Raw genomic sequence first — 14,178 nt, forward strand, 5'->3', positions numbered from 1 at the left:
GACGGCAGCCGCCTGATAGCCACACCCAGCACCCCTGGGCGACCCAACCCTACGAATGGCTCGATCAACCCGATCAAGAAGGTAGAGCCGCCTGATTGTTACAAGCGCCTGGCTCACGAACCCGAGGTCAGGCGCCCTTGTCCGCAGGCTCCAGAATCGCCACGCACTCCACGTGATGCGTCATCGGAAACACGTCACAAGGTGTGCGGACGGGAGGAGAATCTGCAGGTCACATGGGGTTTTCCTGCCTTGGGCGCGGGCTGTGAGGCGGCCGGAGCGTCAAATGAGCGTCATGTCTGACGGACTTTCTCTCCTCCTTTGGCCGGTACACCGGGCTGTCCGCGTTTCTGATGCCCGTGGCCGTCATGTTGCTGCTCGGGCGGCAGGTCAGCTGCTGGAGGTGCTGCGGGATGCCCGGCGCAGCGCTCGCCACCGGGCCGCCCGGGCCGACCCGGTGGGCCCGGTGGGCCCGGTGATGAGGCTGGACATCAGGACCGACTCGTCGCCGGGTTTCACCTCGTGCACATCGGCGTCCGCCCCCGGACGCCTGCCTGGGTGTGGCTCAGGCGTCGATGATGACGGGGATGATGAGGGGCTGGCGGCGGTGGGTGCGGAAGGCCCAGTTCGCCACGGCGCGGGCGACGAGTTGTTCGAGTTGGCGGGCGTCCCCGACGCCTTCTTCGGCTGCGGTGGCCAGGGTCTTCTCGATGACGGGGATGACCGGCTCGAAGGTGGCGTCGTCGTGGACGAAGCCCCGGGCCAGGAAGTCGGGGGCCTCGGCGAGAGCGCCGGTGTCCGCGTCGACGATCGCCACCACCGTGACCACGCCTTCGGCGGCGAGGGTGAGACGGTCCTTGAGGGACGCCTCGGTGGCGCCGCCGACTTCCATGCCGTCCACGTAGACGTTGCCGGCGGGGACCTTGCCGGTGATGGACGCGCGCCCGTCGACCAGGTCGACGACGACGCCGTCCTCGGCGATGACGACCCGGTCGGGGTCGACACCGGTACGGATGGCGAGGTCGCCGTTGGCCCGCAGGTGGCGCCATTCGCCGTGCACGGGCATGACGTTGCGGGGCTTGACGATGTTGTAGCAGTAGACGAGTTCGCCGGCGCTGGCATGCCCGGAGACGTGCACCTTGGCGTTGCCCTTGTGAACCACGTGGGCGCCCCACCGGGTGAGTCCGTTGATCACCCGGTAGATGGCGTTCTCGTTGCCGGGGATGAGGGAGCTGGCGAGCAGGATGGTGTCGCCCTTGCCGATGCGGATCATGTGGTCGCGGTTGGCCATCCGTGACAGCGCGGCCATCGGTTCGCCCTGAGAGCCGGTGCACACCAGAGTGATCTTGTGGTCCGGGAGCTTCTCCAGCTCCTTCGTGCTCACGAGCAGACCGGAGGGGACCTTCAGGTAGCCCAGGTCACGGGCGATGCCCATGTTGCGGACCATCGACCGGCCGACGAAGGCGACCTTCCGGCCGTGCTGGTGGGCGGCGTCCAGAACCTGCTGGATGCGGTGCACGTGGCTGGCGAAGCTGGAGACGATGACCCGGCGCGGCGCGGTGCGCATCACCTGCTCGATCGCCGGGTTCAGCTCTCGCTCGGAGGTGGTGAAGCCGGGTACCTCGGCGTTGGTGGAGTCGGTGAGGAACAGGTCCACGCCCTCCTCGCCGAGGCGGGCGAAGGCGCGCAGATCGGTGATGCGGTCGTCGAGGGGGAACTGGTCCATCTTGAAGTCGCCGGTGTGCAGCACCATCCCGGCCCGGGTGCGGATCGCGACCGCGAGGCTGTCGGGGATGGAGTGGTTGACCGCCACGAACTCGCAGTCGAAGGGCCCGAAGCCACGCCGGTCGCCCTCCCGCACCCGCACCGTGCGCGGCCGGATGCCGTGTTCCTTGAGCTTGGCCTCCAGGAACGCCAGCGTCAGCTTGGAGCCGACGACGGGAATGTCGGACCGCTCACGCAGCAGATACGGCATGCCGCCGATGTGGTCCTCGTGGCCGTGGGTGAGGACCACGGCCACGACGTCGTCCAGCCGGTCCCGGATCGAGGTGAAGTCCGGCAGGATCACGTCCACGCCGGGCTGGGTCTCCTCGGGGAAGAGCACGCCGCAGTCGACGATGAGCAGCTTGCCCGCGTGCTCGAAGACGGTCATGTTGCGGCCGATCTCACCCAGGCCGCCCAGGGCGATGACCCGCAGCCCTCCTTCGGGAAGAGGCGGGGCGGCTTTCAGCTCGGGGTGCGGATGACTCATACCCTGACGGTACCTGGAGAGCGGGACAGGGTGATCCATCGCCTGTGCGATCTCTTCCTCCCGACAGGGTCGGGGCACCACAGCAGGTGTCCGGGGACGATCCGATGACGCCGGCGGCCGGACAGGGAGGGGTCAAGGCGGTACCCAGCCGTGCGCCCGGTGGTGCCGGCGAAGATCTCGTGTCCCTTGTCGTGGTGGCCAGCCTCCGCGCCCTCCTGGTGCGCCTCGCCTCTGGGCCACTCGGTGCACAGCAGTGCCCGAGTGCCGTCGGCGCTGTGCCGGAAAGTGCGTCCGATCTTGCCCCGGGTGCCCGCCGTCCCTCGGCTGGGCGGCGATCACGGCGTCCCGTGAGGCGCGCTGCCACTCGACTCCATGACGTCCCAGGCCGCGGTGACCGGGCAGCCGGGCCTGTGAGTCTCGTCGGCTACGGCGAGACCGAGGTACCGGCGGTATCGAGACGGCCCCGCGAGGGCGGCTGTCAAGCCGCTGCCCCGCAGGTACGGGTCGTAGGCGGCGTCACCGGCCCCCTGTGCGCAGGTCAGCACAGTGTCACCGTCGGTGCTCAGGAACCAGGACAGTGCGGCGAGCCCGTGCGCCCACGGGCCGCAGCCGTGCCATTACGAACCCGTCCTCACGGCGAGGACCAACTGACCGACGCCTCCCACCACCACCGTCCGAGCCGTGCCCGGATTCGTTCGATCAAAGGTCGCTGCTCGAACGTCCCGAGTCATTCGGATGCTTGTGTGCCGGCTCGGACGGGGTCAGACATGCGTCCATGCTTCGATGAAGGCGTCACGTCCGGCCGCATCAGGCGACTTGTGGTCCGCGTGGAGGACGCGCCAGGCGGTGAGTTCCAGGTCCCGGAGCCAAAGTTCGCCGATGACCTGTGTCTTGAGATCAGGGAGGTGGTCGGACTCGGCGAGCGCCTGGCCGATCACCTCTGCGGCCGCAACGCGCTGGGGAGGCGTCATCTCGTCTACGGCCGAGAGGATCTGTCCGGCCAGACCGGTTCCCTCTCCGGCCAGCGAACGCAGCACCATGTCCTTGATATTGGTCGGCAGCAGGTAGGCGGTGCCCGAGGATCTCCACAGGTTCGACCAGAAGCGTTCTCCCGCGTCGGTGGGGGTGGGGAGCGCAGCCAGCAGTCCGAGGAGATGCGCGGTGGCCGCGTAGCCATCGGAGTGGGCCGCCGCGAGGACCGCTATGCCGGCGACACGCTCCACGTCGAAACGGCCGGTTTCGAACTGTGAGGGCAGCCCCAATCTTTGTTCCAGCTGATCTGCGAGGGGGGCGGATGCGTGGGAGGGGAACTCGGGAAGCATCGGCGGTCCTTGGGCGTAGGCGGGCTGAGATGCGCGCTCGGGAACCTTGGTCCTTCCCATGGCCAGGCGGCTTACACGGCTTCCGCAGGCCCAGTTGGTGGCGAGACCGACCTCGAGGGACGCTGTCACGGGCAGGCTCTTAGCATGATCGGATGGTTGCCGATGATGCCCAGAAGAACGGGACAGGACGGGAAGTTGTGTCTGGGGACGCCGTAGCCGGTCTCCCCGGCGGATCACATCACGGCAATGCCGGGGAGGAGTTTCACCCGGTTGCCGACCTGGTCGAGTGGGCGGCCGACCTGGTCGAGCCGGTCAAGCCGAAGCTGCGTGGCTGGCTCCATGCCGCGATGGTCCCTGCCTCGGTGAGCGCCGGCATCGTCCTCGTCTGCCTGGCTCGGACCCAGCAGGCGGCCCTGGCCTGCACCGTGTACTCCGCCACCGCCTGCCTGTTGTTCGGGACGAGCGCCGTCTACCACCTGGGTACCTGGGGGCCGATGGGCGAGGCCGTCCTGCGTCGCCTCGATCACGCCAACATCTTCCTGATCACCGCCGGGACCTGCACCCCTCTGGCCGTGCTCCTCCTCCCTCCTGACCGGCGAAACCTGCTGCTGTGGATCGTATGGGCGGGCGCGCTGACCGGTATCGCCTTTCGCGTGCTGTGGGTCAATGCTTCCCGCTGGCTGTACACCCCCTGCTACCTGGCCCTGGGGTGGGCACCGGTGCGTTACCTGCCTGACTTCCTGCACACCGGCGGTGCGGCCGTGGTCACCCTGACAGTGACCGGCGGTCTCCTCTACAGCGCGGGCGCGGTGGTCTACGCCGTCCAACGCCCCGACCCCTCGCCCCGCTGGTTCGGCTTCCACGAGGTGTTCCACGCCTTGACCGTGGCGGCCTTCACCGCGCACTACATCGCCGTCTCCCTCGCCGTCTACTGACGGGGGAGCCGTTCGCGGACACGAGGATCATCTCTGCGCGCCGCAGCCCGGCCACGCGCGGGTGTGATAGCCCGCCGATACCGGCGGGCCCGCTCACCTCAGGCTGCGGCCGATGGACTGGACGATCCGCCGGTGCGGCGGTATTCGGCGTTGATGCGCTGGGCTTCTTCGAGTTGGTCTTCGAGGACGATGACCCGGCATGCGGCCTCGATCGGGGTGCCCTGGTCGACGAGCTCACGCGCGCGGGCCGCGATGCGCAGTTGGTAGCGGGAGTAGCGGCGGTGTCCGCCCTCGGAGCGCAGTGGTGTGATCAGTCGCGCTTCGCCGATGGCGCGGAGAAAGCCGGGAGTGGTACCGAGCAACTCGGCGGCCCGGCCCATCGTGTAGGCGGGGTAGTCGTCGTCGTCGAGACGGCTTAGCGACTCGTCTGCTGTCATCTCACCTCTCTGTGGAACGGGTAGAGGGGCCTTGGTGCCGTTTGGCACCAAGGCCCCGCAGGAACTGCAACACCATCTGCCGGCCCTAGTGCTGCGCCGGCCTTCTGTTTCCGCCCAGCCGCCTGATACTCCGACGGGGGTGCGGGGATCGCGGATGCGTGACCGGAGACCACCTACCTATCGATGTCCTGCGGTACCCGGGCTCGCGTCTTCCGCCCGGGCGATCCTGATGGTGCTCGACTCCTCCGTTCTTCCCTCGGAACCAATCACTTGCAAACAGGGACTGCGTACTACTGGTGCTGCAACCGCGTCAACTGCGGTCCTGCTCGCGGCGGCCCCTCATCACTTCGGGCCACCCGGTCCGGTCGTCAGTCCCGTCGCCGTCGTACAACAACCTGGCTTCGGAACTCCACCACCGCACCGTCATACGTGGACGATTGCCCGGCAGTTCGTGTCTGCCGGGCCTTGCTCGATCTTGGCTACGAAAGAAACCATAATCGCTGAGACATCGAATGTCTACTCCAGCGAGCATAGATTTGCTGCGGCTCGACGATGAGGTCTCTTGCTGAGCCGATCTGCGAATACTGGGGGCCGTCCGCAGCGCAGGTCCGACACACGGATGAGACCCAGAGCCGCCCGCGGAGCTTCCCGTGGCGGCGCCGACCGGCGCGGCGCGTCGACCGCGAATCTCAGCCCCCTCCGGCGAGCACGGTGGCTCGGGTGGGTTAGCGGGCGGGGCGCAGGGTCGGGTAGGCAAGGGCCGGGCATGAACGATCCGCAGACGAGGGTGGCCCTGATGAACACCATGTCCGTCAACGCCACAGCTGCCCCGTTCCCCGCGGCCGTTGCCGACGCACGCGCTACCGCACAAGCGTTCATCGAAGACCTGCGGCGCCGAACGGCAGCAGACCAATGCCTCGAAGCACGCCCCTGGCTCGCAGCCGCCGCGCATGCGCACCCCCGGCCTGTAGTGCGGCACCAGGGGAGCCGTATGCGCCCGTCTCGCCCGGTTGCGCCATCGTCCAAGCCGCCCGGGCGGGCCGGTGCATAGAATCCGACCTCATGCCGAAGCTTGACGAGCTGCTCGTTGCGATAGCCGCCCTCGTGGAATCCGGGCAGAGCAATCAGATGTCCCTGACCGTGGTCACCAGTGGTGCTGTCATCACCGGTCGGCTGGCTCCGGAAGCCATGTGGAGGCAGAGGGTGTCTGAGGTGCTGACGGACTCCGCCGACCTGGGCGAGTTCTCCGCCGTCTTCGACACCCCCGCGAGGAAGGACGGACCGCCCACGCATCTGCATTTCCACGTCGCCCGGATCCTGCAGGGTACGGTGGGGATCCCGGAGACAGGCGGGATGTACCGCGTCGCGATCGAGGACATCAGTGCCTGGACCGTGGGCGACTTCAGCTACTCCGACCACTGACCCACCGACCCACGGCACACAGTGAGGCCCCACCGGCACGCCTCCGTTCTAGTGGTCGTCGCAACACCCCAGTCCAAGGGGTGCGATGCACTTCGAGATCCGGAAGGATCGGCGGCCTGAGGAGATCGGACCCCGAGCGGGAGGAACACCTTCGGCTCGTGGATCTTGGAATAGGGAACACGGAAGCCTGTCGGATCATCGGCATCAACCGCCGCACCCGCAAGCGTTGGCTCTACGGCCGACAGGCATCCGGGAGGTACAGCGTAGCCCCGCCCATCGTGGACACGGGGCTGCCCTGGCAAGCGCCCGAACCCCCGGCTCACCCTGAGGAACCCGTCGGCCCGTCGCGCTACCTCACCGAGGCCGACCGCATCCACATCGCTGACCGGCTCCGGGAGACGGCGTCCGTCCGGGCCATCGCGGCCGAGCTTGGCCGCAGTCCCTCCAGCGTAAGCCGGGAGATCGCCGCAACCGCACGCTCATGCCCAACCGCGGCTGGTCCTACCGTCCGTACGCTGCCCAACGCCGCGCGGACGCCCGCGAACCGCGGCCCCAAGCCCGGCAAGATCGGCCAGAACCCCAGGCTGCGGGACTTCCTCCAGGACCACGTGACCCGGCGGTGGAACCCGGAGCAGATCTGCCACGCTCTACAGGCACGCTTCCCCGACCAGCGGAGATGCACGTGGTCCACGAGACGATCTACCAGGCACTTTACGTCCAAGGCCGCGGGGAACTGAGGCGCGAGCTGACCCGAGCCCTGCGGACCGGACGCGCCACCGAACTCAACAGCCGCCCACGCAAAACGCTCGACTGGGAGACCCCAGCCGAGCGTCTGTTTAAACTGCTCGCGGCTTGATCAACTCACCGCGGTGTTGCTACGACCCCTGGAATTCGCCCACGCCGGTGGGGCCTCACTGCTCTGTTCGGCTCACACCTGTCCGTAAGTCAGGCGGACAGGGGGAGCGCCGAGCGTTGCGGAAGCCGGCCCGTACGGGTCGGCCAGGGGCGCAGATGCGGCGGTAGGGCGGGTGCGGCAGGTGAAGCCGAGTTGGGTCATGGCCCTGAGGACCTCACCGGTGCTGAAATCGCGCCGGTCCTGGCGGGTGACGACCTGGCCGACCTGCTTGGCGGGGTAGTGGCGTCGTCCGATGATGACGAACTCACCGGTGACCGGCTCAGGTGTGACGCCCTTCATCGATTCCACCACGCCGCTCTTGGTCAGGTCGAACGGGAAGCGAGCGATGACACAGCGCATGATGCCTCCAGAGAGAAGAGAAGAGGGCCCCGGATAGGGGTGACGGCGGTTCAGCGAGAGAGGGCGAGGACGCCCAGAGCGTTGCCGCGTCCGTCGACCACGGGCGGGGCCCCGAGCCGGCGGCAGCGCATCGCACGCTCGGCTTCGGCCCACGTGGCCAGCGGCGACGCGAATGGCCCGATGACGTCGGCGATGTCACGCAGGCGGATCCGGTCCGTGTATCCGGAACCCTCACGAACGGCCGTGAGCCGGTCCCGGGTGACCAGGCCGGTGCACATACCGTCCTCGTCGCAGACGACCAGCTGACCTGTACGGGCGGCGGCCATCACGGACAGTGCCACCTCCACGGTCATGTCCTCCCAGACCTGCGGTCCGGCCGCGTCCGCGGGATCGGCCGCCGTCTGCACGGCGTTGGTACGTGTTGAGCGGAACTGCGTCTGGTCCAGCGTCAAAGGGTGCCTCCTGCGAAGTTGGGCGGGCTTCCTGACACGAAGGTTCTATGCCGCCGCACCGGTGGTGGACTGCCGTACGAGCGCACGGCGAGCCGCCGAGACGGGGCGGCGCCGACCCCGTGAGGTGGCGCCGCGCTTCTTGGGGCGTTCGACCACCGGTGCGGTGATGACGACCGGGATGCCGGAGGGTGCCTGAGCGCCGGTGATGCGGTGCAGGGCCTCTTCACCGACGCGGACCTGGGTGGTCTGCGGGACGATGCCGGCCGCTGCCATGAGGCGAGTCAGGGCGCGGCGCTGGTTGGGGGTGACCAGGGTGACGACACTGCCGGACTCGCCGGCGCGGGCGGTACGGCCGCCGCGGTGGAGGTAGTCCTTGTGGTCGGTCGGCGGGTCGACGTTGACGACGAGGTCGAGGTTGTCGACGTGGATGCCGCGCGCCGCGACATTGGTCGCTACCAGCACATTGACGTGCCCGCTCTTGAACTGTGCCAGCGTGCGGGCGCGCTGCGGCTGCGACTTCCCGCCGTGCAGGGCAGCGGCCCGTACCCCGCTGTTCAGGAGGTGCTCGGTGAGGCCGTCGACGGCGTGCTTGGTGTCGAGGAACATGATCACGCGGCCGTCACGTGCGGCGATCTGGGTGGTGGCCGTGTGCTTGTCGGCGCCGTGAACGTGGAGCACGTGGTGCTCCATCGTCGTGACCGCGCCGGCCGAGGGGTCGACGGAGTGCACGACGGGGTCGCTGAGGTAGCGGCGCACGAGCAGGTCGACGTTGCGGTCGAGAGTGGCGGAGAACAGCATGCGCTGCCCTTCGGGGCGGACCTGGTCGAGGAGGGCGGTGACCTGCGGCATGAAGCCCATGTCGGCCATCTGGTCGGCCTCGTCGAGGATGGTGATGGAAACCTGGTTCAGCCGGCACTCGCCACGGTCGATGAGGTCTTTGAGGCGTCCCGGTGTGGCGACGACGATCTCGGCGCCGGCGCGCAGCGCGCTCGCCTGTCGGCCGATCGGCATTCCGCCCACCACCGTGGCCAGCCGCAGCCTCACGGAGCGGGCGTACGGGGCGAGCGCGTCGGTGACCTGCTGCGCCAGTTCACGCGTGGGTACGAGGATCAGCCCCAGCGGCTGCCTGGCCTCGGCGCGCTGCCCGGCCGTACGGGCCAGCAGCGCCAGCCCGAAAGCGAGGGTCTTGCCGGAGCCGGTGCGGCCACGGCCCAGTACGTCCCGGCCGGCGAGGGAATTCGGCAGGGTCGCGGCCTGGATCGGGAAGGGCACGGTCACGCCTTGCGAGCCGAGCGCAGCCAGCAGTGCCCCGGGCATGTCGAGATCGGCGAAGCCCTCTGCGGCGGGAAGCGCGGGTGTGATCGTCCTGGGCAGCGCGAACTCCCCCTGGACCGCGGCGGGCCCGCGGCCGTAACCACCGGAACGGCCCGGCCCGCCGGAGCGGCTCCTGGCCGACGAGCCGAATCGGCTGCCGCCCCTGCCGGAGTCGGTACTGCCGTTACGGGTGCGGGCGAAGCGGTCGTTCGTGCGCGTGCGGTTCATGCGGAACCTTCCTCGATACGGCACATATCAAGGAATTCCCGCAGCGATGAGCAGCAGAGAGAATTGCAAGAATGGACCGGTGGAATGCGAGAGCGAATCTGACCGACGGAAAATCCGTGCGAGCACAGGCGCTGGAATGAGTGGCGCGAAGCGGACGCGATGTCCGGGCGTCCGCTGCTATGAAGCCCATGAAGGGATGCGTGCACCCCTGAAGGATGCTCCGTATGCGGTGAGCCTACGGGTTTCCTGCTTGTCGTCCGCAGGCGAGACCACTGCGGGAAAATGCGAGCAGCTGGGGCCCGCACCCCGAAGGACGCGGGCCCCAGCTACAAGTACGCGACAGTCGGCGTCAGGCGAGAACGATGTTCTCGGCCGTCGGGCCCTTCTGGCCCTGAGCGATGTCGAAGGTCACCTTCTGGCCCTCCAGCAGCTCGCGGAAGCCCTGGGCGGCGATGTTCGAGTAGTGGGCGAACACATCGGCGCCGCCACCGTCCTGCTCGATGAAGCCGAAGCCCTTTTCCGCGTTGAACCACTTCACGGTGCCAGTAGCCATGTCATTTCTCCTTTGGGGCAGTGCATCGGGATCCGCACTGCGCGGACCCCGTGTCGCCGCGATGATCACCCCGTCCGGAAAAAGACCGGATAACAAAAGCGCTTCCAACGGCACAGGCGCCGCCCGGAGGACACTTGGAGTTTTGGGAACCACAACTGCAACTGAGATCGACAGTAGCACGCCGAAGCGGCCTGTGTGCGGTGAAGAATCCCACTCCACTTAATGCGATAGAGAATCTGTCTGCCTGTTCCGTTGAAATCTCAGCTCGCGGGCACAGATATTGACCCAGCCGGAGGGCAACGTTTCGGGAAGCATTGGGGGCGCGCCCAGCGTAAGGGCTGCTCCCCCAAGGTATGGTGCGGGCGGGCGTGGAGATCAGGGTGGCTCCGGCAAGCGTCACGGCCCGTCTCCGGCGCACGCACGGGAGCGGCCATATCGAAGACCATCAAGGACCAGACCGTCGATCAGCTCGGTGGAAACAGCAGCATCCTGGTGCGGCAACGCCGTGAGCACGAGGAAACGGCGGCTGACGGATCAGTACCTGACCCTCGACGACCTTCAGCAGCGGGAACGCGTTCTGAAGCAAGCGGTGCAGCTGGTCTTCAGCCATGCCTTCATGGAAGAGACGGTGCTGTGGCCCGCCGTACGAGCCTCAGGCCCGGACGGCGAGGAGCTGACGGCAGCCGCAGTCGTTTTTCACAGCGGTACAGGGGCACGCGACACCGGCCGCGTACCCTCGGACAAGGCAGTGCTCTCATCCCGGAATTCCAGTTCGGCGGCGCCACCGACCCGAGCCAACCGCATCTGGGCCATTCCCCCAGGCGAGTCCGCCGGCTACGCCCGCCCGCGACGCACGCACGGGCATGCGCACGTCGCGGGCCACTGGACGGGACGCGCGAGTGGATAGCGCGATGCCGCTGAAGCGGTCAGATCACGGGACTCATCGACTCAGCCGCCGCTCTTGCGCCTGAACGACCGCTGGCTCGCAGCCGGGCCGTGCGCCGAACGCACCTTCGACGCATCGGACTTGGCGGCAATATCAGCGGCGTCCGCCTGCGCACCGCGCTTGCGCGCCAGGGCTTCGCGGAACTTGCGCTTGAGGTCGTAGTTGCCGTCGCTGTCCGGCTCCAGAGGGGACGTCTCCGGGGCAGCCGGCTCCGAACCTTCCGTAGATACGGGCTCTGCGGTCATGGTGACCTCCTGGGTTCGGGGGTGGGCAAGCACAGCTTGTCATGCTGGGCGCAGTGCGAGGCGCCGGCAACATCATTCTGCTCCGTTTCGGCGGGTATCCCTCTCGCGGCCAAAGGCGTTGACTTCGTAGGTGAGGCGCACATGACGGCTTCGGGTCGGGCCGAGGGTTGTCGATCCCGTGGCCAGGCGACCAGGGCAACGGCTCTCAGCCGTTGCGATGCACGAGGGCGGCCCTGCGGGCCTCGGCGAGCTTGCGGGCCTCGCCCGCCTTTCGGGACTTGCCGCCGGCGCCGCAGGAGGTGCCCTTGCTGGTGCCGAGGCCGTGGAAGGGAGCGTTGGTGTTCATGGGTCGGGGGACGGCGGGCCCGCCGTCGAGCGGGATCCCGGAGGGAGTCTTGGCGCCGGTGATCCGGCTCAGCTCCGCCTCGCCCGAGCGCACCTTGGTGACGGTCGGCTCGATGCCGGCCCCGGCCATCATGCGGCTCGTCTCGCGGCGCTGGCCCGCCAGCACGAGCGTGACCACGCTGCCGGACTCACCGGCGCGGGCGGTGCGGCCCGCCCGGTGCACATAGTCCTGTCGCAGCTTCCGCGACCATGAACAGCCTGCGGACGAGAAGCCCGTGCGCCCCTCGGCGGGGGCAGGCATCGCCTCAGACGCCTCCAGGGGCGTTCGACTTTGCAGGGGCGAAGGCTATGACTGTTGGTCGCCAAGGGCCCCGGCCGGATTTGCCGAGCACTCGACGCGAGGGCGCAGGGAGGAGAACCCGAGGGCAACGGTGCCGACGCCGGAGCTGCAGCACACCCGCCCGGAAGCCCCCGCCGGCCGCGTCTGCAGGGGCTTTGCCTTCGAACGCCTCTCTCACAGGCGCTGTCACACGTCTGTCACCGACTACGTCGACTCCTCCGGATCGCGATGCCCTGACCTGCTATTACGCGCCCGCCCTAGACTGACGTGGACGCCCGAAGACGGTCTCTACAACCTGTGCCATGTGGTACCGGCACGCGCCGGAGGCGCCTCTTGTTGAGCGTCATCCTTCCTGCCGCACTACAGGGCCTCAAGCACGCGAAGGTGTCTCGCCATCCCCCTTCGGTTGCGGCTGGGTCCGGAGTTCTCGCCCTCACTGGCGGATGAGGGGAGCCAAGATCCGGACCATTGGCAGGCCAACGAAGCTGTATCAGGCGCAAGTTGCGTCATCGACACAGGTCAGAGACACGCAAGCGCCGTACCACCAGCAGACCAAGAACGTTCTTTGTTCCTACAGCCCTCAGAAGCTTGGCTTCTTCTAGTAGTGCTTGGTCAGGTTGGTATCGGTTCTGGCATGTTGCGGTGACAGGTGGGGCAGGCGCCGGTCCAGACCGCGAGGAGTATTTGGAGTTCGCGGGTGACCCGGTAGAGGCTCAGGCTGGCGCCGTCTCTTTTGGGGACCGGGTCATGCGCTGGAGGGTGCAGAAGGCGTGCGCGACGGAGACGAGGGTGACGTGGTGGTGCCATCCTCTCCAGGTGCGGCCTTCGAAGTGCGCCAGGCCCAGGGCCTGTTTCATCTCGCGGTAGTCGTGCTCGATGCGCCGGCGCAGTTTCGCGGTGCGCACGAGGGTCGCCAACGGGGTGTCGGCCGGCAGGTTGGACAGCCAGAACTGAACGGGTTCGGGGTCGGTGGCGGGCCATTCGGCCAGCAGCCAGCGCACCGGCAGTTCCGGGCCGTCGGCGGCCTTGCGGATCTCGCGTCCGGCGGGCCGGATCCGCAGGGCCACGAATCGTGAGTACATGCGCTTGACGCCGCTGCGGCCGCTGCCCGGGCGGGAGCCTTCCCACCACTGCACCGGGCGGGCCGCCCGCTTCCCGGCCGCGATGACCAGCTTCTTCACCGTCCGGGCCGGTTCGGGGTAGGCGGGCCGGGGCCGGGGGCCGCGGCCGCTGTAGGGCGGGGTGTGCGGCCGTGCTTCCTCCGGTTGGGCGGTGGTCGTGGTGGAGATGCCCACCGCGTAGCTGAGCCCGCGTTCTTCCAGGCCCAGCCGGAACGCCGCCGCGTCGCCGTAGCCGCCGTCGGCGACGACGAGCGGGACCTCGATGCCCCAGGACCGCGTCTCGTCGATCATGTCCAGGGCCAGCTGCCACTTTTCGACACGGCCGGTCTCTTCGGGGATGCCGCACGTGGTGCGGCGGGCCACCTTGGCTGCATCGGCCTTGGGCGAGGCGGGATCCCAGCTCTCGGGCACAAACAGCCGCCAGTCGACGGCCGCCGAAGCACCGTCGGAGGCCAGGTGCAGCGAGACGCCGGCCTGGCAGTTGGTGACCTTGCCGGCGGTGCCGGTGTACTGCCTGGCCACGCATGCCGAAGCATCCCCGTCCTTGAGGAAGCCGGTGTCATCGATGATCAGCGCGGTCGGTTTGATCACCTGCTGCATCCGCCAGGCCAGGCGGGCACGCACGTGCGCTGCGTCCCACGGGCTGGAGGTGATGAAGTGGGCCAGGGCCTGCCGGTTGCCGTCCTCGCCCAGCCGGGCGGCCATCGGCTCCACCGACTTGCGCCGCCCGTCCAGCAACAGTCCTCGCAGATACACCTGGCCCCACCGGCGCTGATCCGCCCGCGAGAACGGCTCGAACATCTCCGCCGCGAAGTCCTTCAGATCACACCGGACCGCAGCCGACTCCCCACCCAACACACCTGGTCAACGACACACCCGATCAAACGGACACGCCACCGGCGAGGGAACCTGACCAAGCACTACTAGTAGGACTCCGTTAGGTTGCTCTGGTTCTTGGGTTTGGGCTGGTGGTGGACGTTCTGGGCAGCGGGCGGTGGCAGGTGGTGCAGGTGCC

The 14,178-nt window shown here is 68.3% G+C and carries 11 protein-coding genes and 2 pseudogenes; 3 read left to right on the top strand and 10 right to left on the bottom strand.

Annotated features, from left to right (window positions below; genetic code table 11):
- Positions 1–562: 562 nt before the first annotated feature.
- Both ABZ818_RS40465 and ABZ818_RS40470 read right to left on the bottom strand, forming a co-directional pair.
- Positions 563–2,248, bottom strand: a complete 1,686-nt coding sequence (locus ABZ818_RS40465) for a ribonuclease J (protein WP_361426681.1) — start codon at positions 2,246–2,248, stop codon at positions 563–565.
- Between the two features lie 761 nt (positions 2,249–3,009).
- Positions 3,010–3,471: a hypothetical protein gene (locus tag ABZ818_RS40470; protein WP_361426684.1), complete on the bottom strand. Its 462-nt coding sequence runs from the start codon at positions 3,469–3,471 to the stop codon at positions 3,010–3,012.
- Between the two features lie 296 nt (positions 3,472–3,767).
- Here ABZ818_RS40470 and ABZ818_RS40475 point away from each other — a divergent pair, with 296 nt between their 5' ends.
- The gene (locus ABZ818_RS40475) at positions 3,768–4,505 is read left to right on the top strand and encodes a hemolysin III family protein (RefSeq protein ID WP_361426687.1); all 738 of its coding nucleotides are present in this window, start codon (positions 3,768–3,770) and stop codon (positions 4,503–4,505) included.
- 98 nt (positions 4,506–4,603) lie between these two features.
- Here ABZ818_RS40475 and ABZ818_RS40480 read toward each other — a convergent pair whose 3' ends face one another.
- Complete coding sequence (locus ABZ818_RS40480) at positions 4,604–4,942, bottom strand: MerR family transcriptional regulator (RefSeq protein ID WP_361426690.1); 339 nt, start codon at positions 4,940–4,942, stop codon at positions 4,604–4,606.
- Positions 4,943–6,004: 1,062 nt separating this feature from the next.
- Here ABZ818_RS40480 and ABZ818_RS40485 point away from each other — a divergent pair.
- Both ABZ818_RS40485 and ABZ818_RS40490 read left to right on the top strand, forming a co-directional pair.
- Positions 6,005–6,364 carry a hypothetical protein gene (locus ABZ818_RS40485; RefSeq protein ID WP_361426693.1) on the top strand — a complete coding sequence of 120 codons (360 nt, stop codon included), beginning with the start codon at positions 6,005–6,007 and terminating at the stop codon, positions 6,362–6,364.
- An 85-nt stretch (positions 6,365–6,449) separates the two neighbouring features.
- Positions 6,450–7,139 (top strand): annotated as a pseudogene (locus ABZ818_RS40490) (helix-turn-helix domain-containing protein); the annotation flags it as partial.
- A gap of 153 nt (positions 7,140–7,292) precedes the next feature.
- Here the strand turns inward: ABZ818_RS40490 and ABZ818_RS40495 are convergent.
- From ABZ818_RS40495 to ABZ818_RS40525, 7 genes and pseudogenes are all read right to left on the bottom strand, one after another.
- A complete protein-coding gene (locus ABZ818_RS40495) occupies positions 7,293–7,619 on the bottom strand; it encodes an SCO5918 family protein (RefSeq protein ID WP_361426696.1) in 327 nt (108 codons plus the stop codon).
- 50 nt (positions 7,620–7,669) lie between these two features.
- Positions 7,670–8,071 carry a CBS domain-containing protein gene (locus tag ABZ818_RS40500; protein ID WP_361426699.1) on the bottom strand — a complete coding sequence of 134 codons (402 nt, stop codon included), beginning with the start codon at positions 8,069–8,071 and terminating at the stop codon, positions 7,670–7,672.
- Between the two features lie 45 nt (positions 8,072–8,116).
- Entirely contained in the window at positions 8,117–9,613 is a 1,497-nt protein-coding gene (locus ABZ818_RS40505; RefSeq protein ID WP_361426702.1) for a DEAD/DEAH box helicase, read from the bottom strand.
- 349 nt (positions 9,614–9,962) lie between these two features.
- Complete coding sequence (locus ABZ818_RS40510) at positions 9,963–10,166, bottom strand: cold-shock protein (protein ID WP_031045667.1); 204 nt, start codon at positions 10,164–10,166, stop codon at positions 9,963–9,965.
- Between the two features lie 948 nt (positions 10,167–11,114).
- Complete coding sequence (locus ABZ818_RS40515) at positions 11,115–11,357, bottom strand: DUF5302 domain-containing protein (RefSeq protein ID WP_134028265.1); 243 nt, start codon at positions 11,355–11,357, stop codon at positions 11,115–11,117.
- A 205-nt stretch (positions 11,358–11,562) separates the two neighbouring features.
- A pseudogene (locus ABZ818_RS40520) lies at positions 11,563–11,931 on the bottom strand (RNA helicase); the annotation flags it as partial.
- 824 nt (positions 11,932–12,755) lie between these two features.
- Positions 12,756–13,964, bottom strand: coding sequence for an IS701 family transposase (locus ABZ818_RS40525; RefSeq protein WP_361426706.1), 1,209 nt, complete (start codon positions 13,962–13,964; stop codon positions 12,756–12,758).
- Positions 13,965–14,178 lie beyond the last annotated feature (214 nt).

This window comes from Streptomyces sp. NPDC047453 (genome assembly GCF_040643155.1).
Lineage (GTDB): Bacteria > Actinomycetota > Actinomycetes > Streptomycetales > Streptomycetaceae > Streptomyces.

Excerpts from the sequence above, each read along its gene's own strand:
- ABZ818_RS40505 (WP_361426702.1), bottom strand. The coding sequence starts at position 9,613 with ATGAACCGCACGCGCACGAACGACCGCTTCGCCCGCACCCGTAACGGC.
- ABZ818_RS40465 (WP_361426681.1), bottom strand. The coding sequence starts at position 2,248 with ATGAGTCATCCGCACCCCGAGCTGAAAGCCGCCCCGCCTCTTCCCGAA.
- ABZ818_RS40525 (WP_361426706.1), bottom strand. The coding sequence starts at position 13,964 with ATGTTCGAGCCGTTCTCGCGGGCGGATCAGCGCCGGTGGGGCCAGGTG.
- ABZ818_RS40510 (WP_031045667.1), bottom strand. The coding sequence starts at position 10,166 with ATGGCTACTGGCACCGTGAAGTGGTTCAACGCGGAAAAGGGCTTCGGC.
- ABZ818_RS40495 (WP_361426696.1), bottom strand. The coding sequence starts at position 7,619 with ATGCGCTGTGTCATCGCTCGCTTCCCGTTCGACCTGACCAAGAGCGGC.
- ABZ818_RS40485 (WP_361426693.1), top strand. The coding sequence starts at position 6,005 with ATGCCGAAGCTTGACGAGCTGCTCGTTGCGATAGCCGCCCTCGTGGAA.
- ABZ818_RS40480 (WP_361426690.1), bottom strand. The coding sequence starts at position 4,942 with ATGACAGCAGACGAGTCGCTAAGCCGTCTCGACGACGACGACTACCCC.
- ABZ818_RS40515 (WP_134028265.1), bottom strand. The coding sequence starts at position 11,357 with ATGACCGCAGAGCCCGTATCTACGGAAGGTTCGGAGCCGGCTGCCCCG.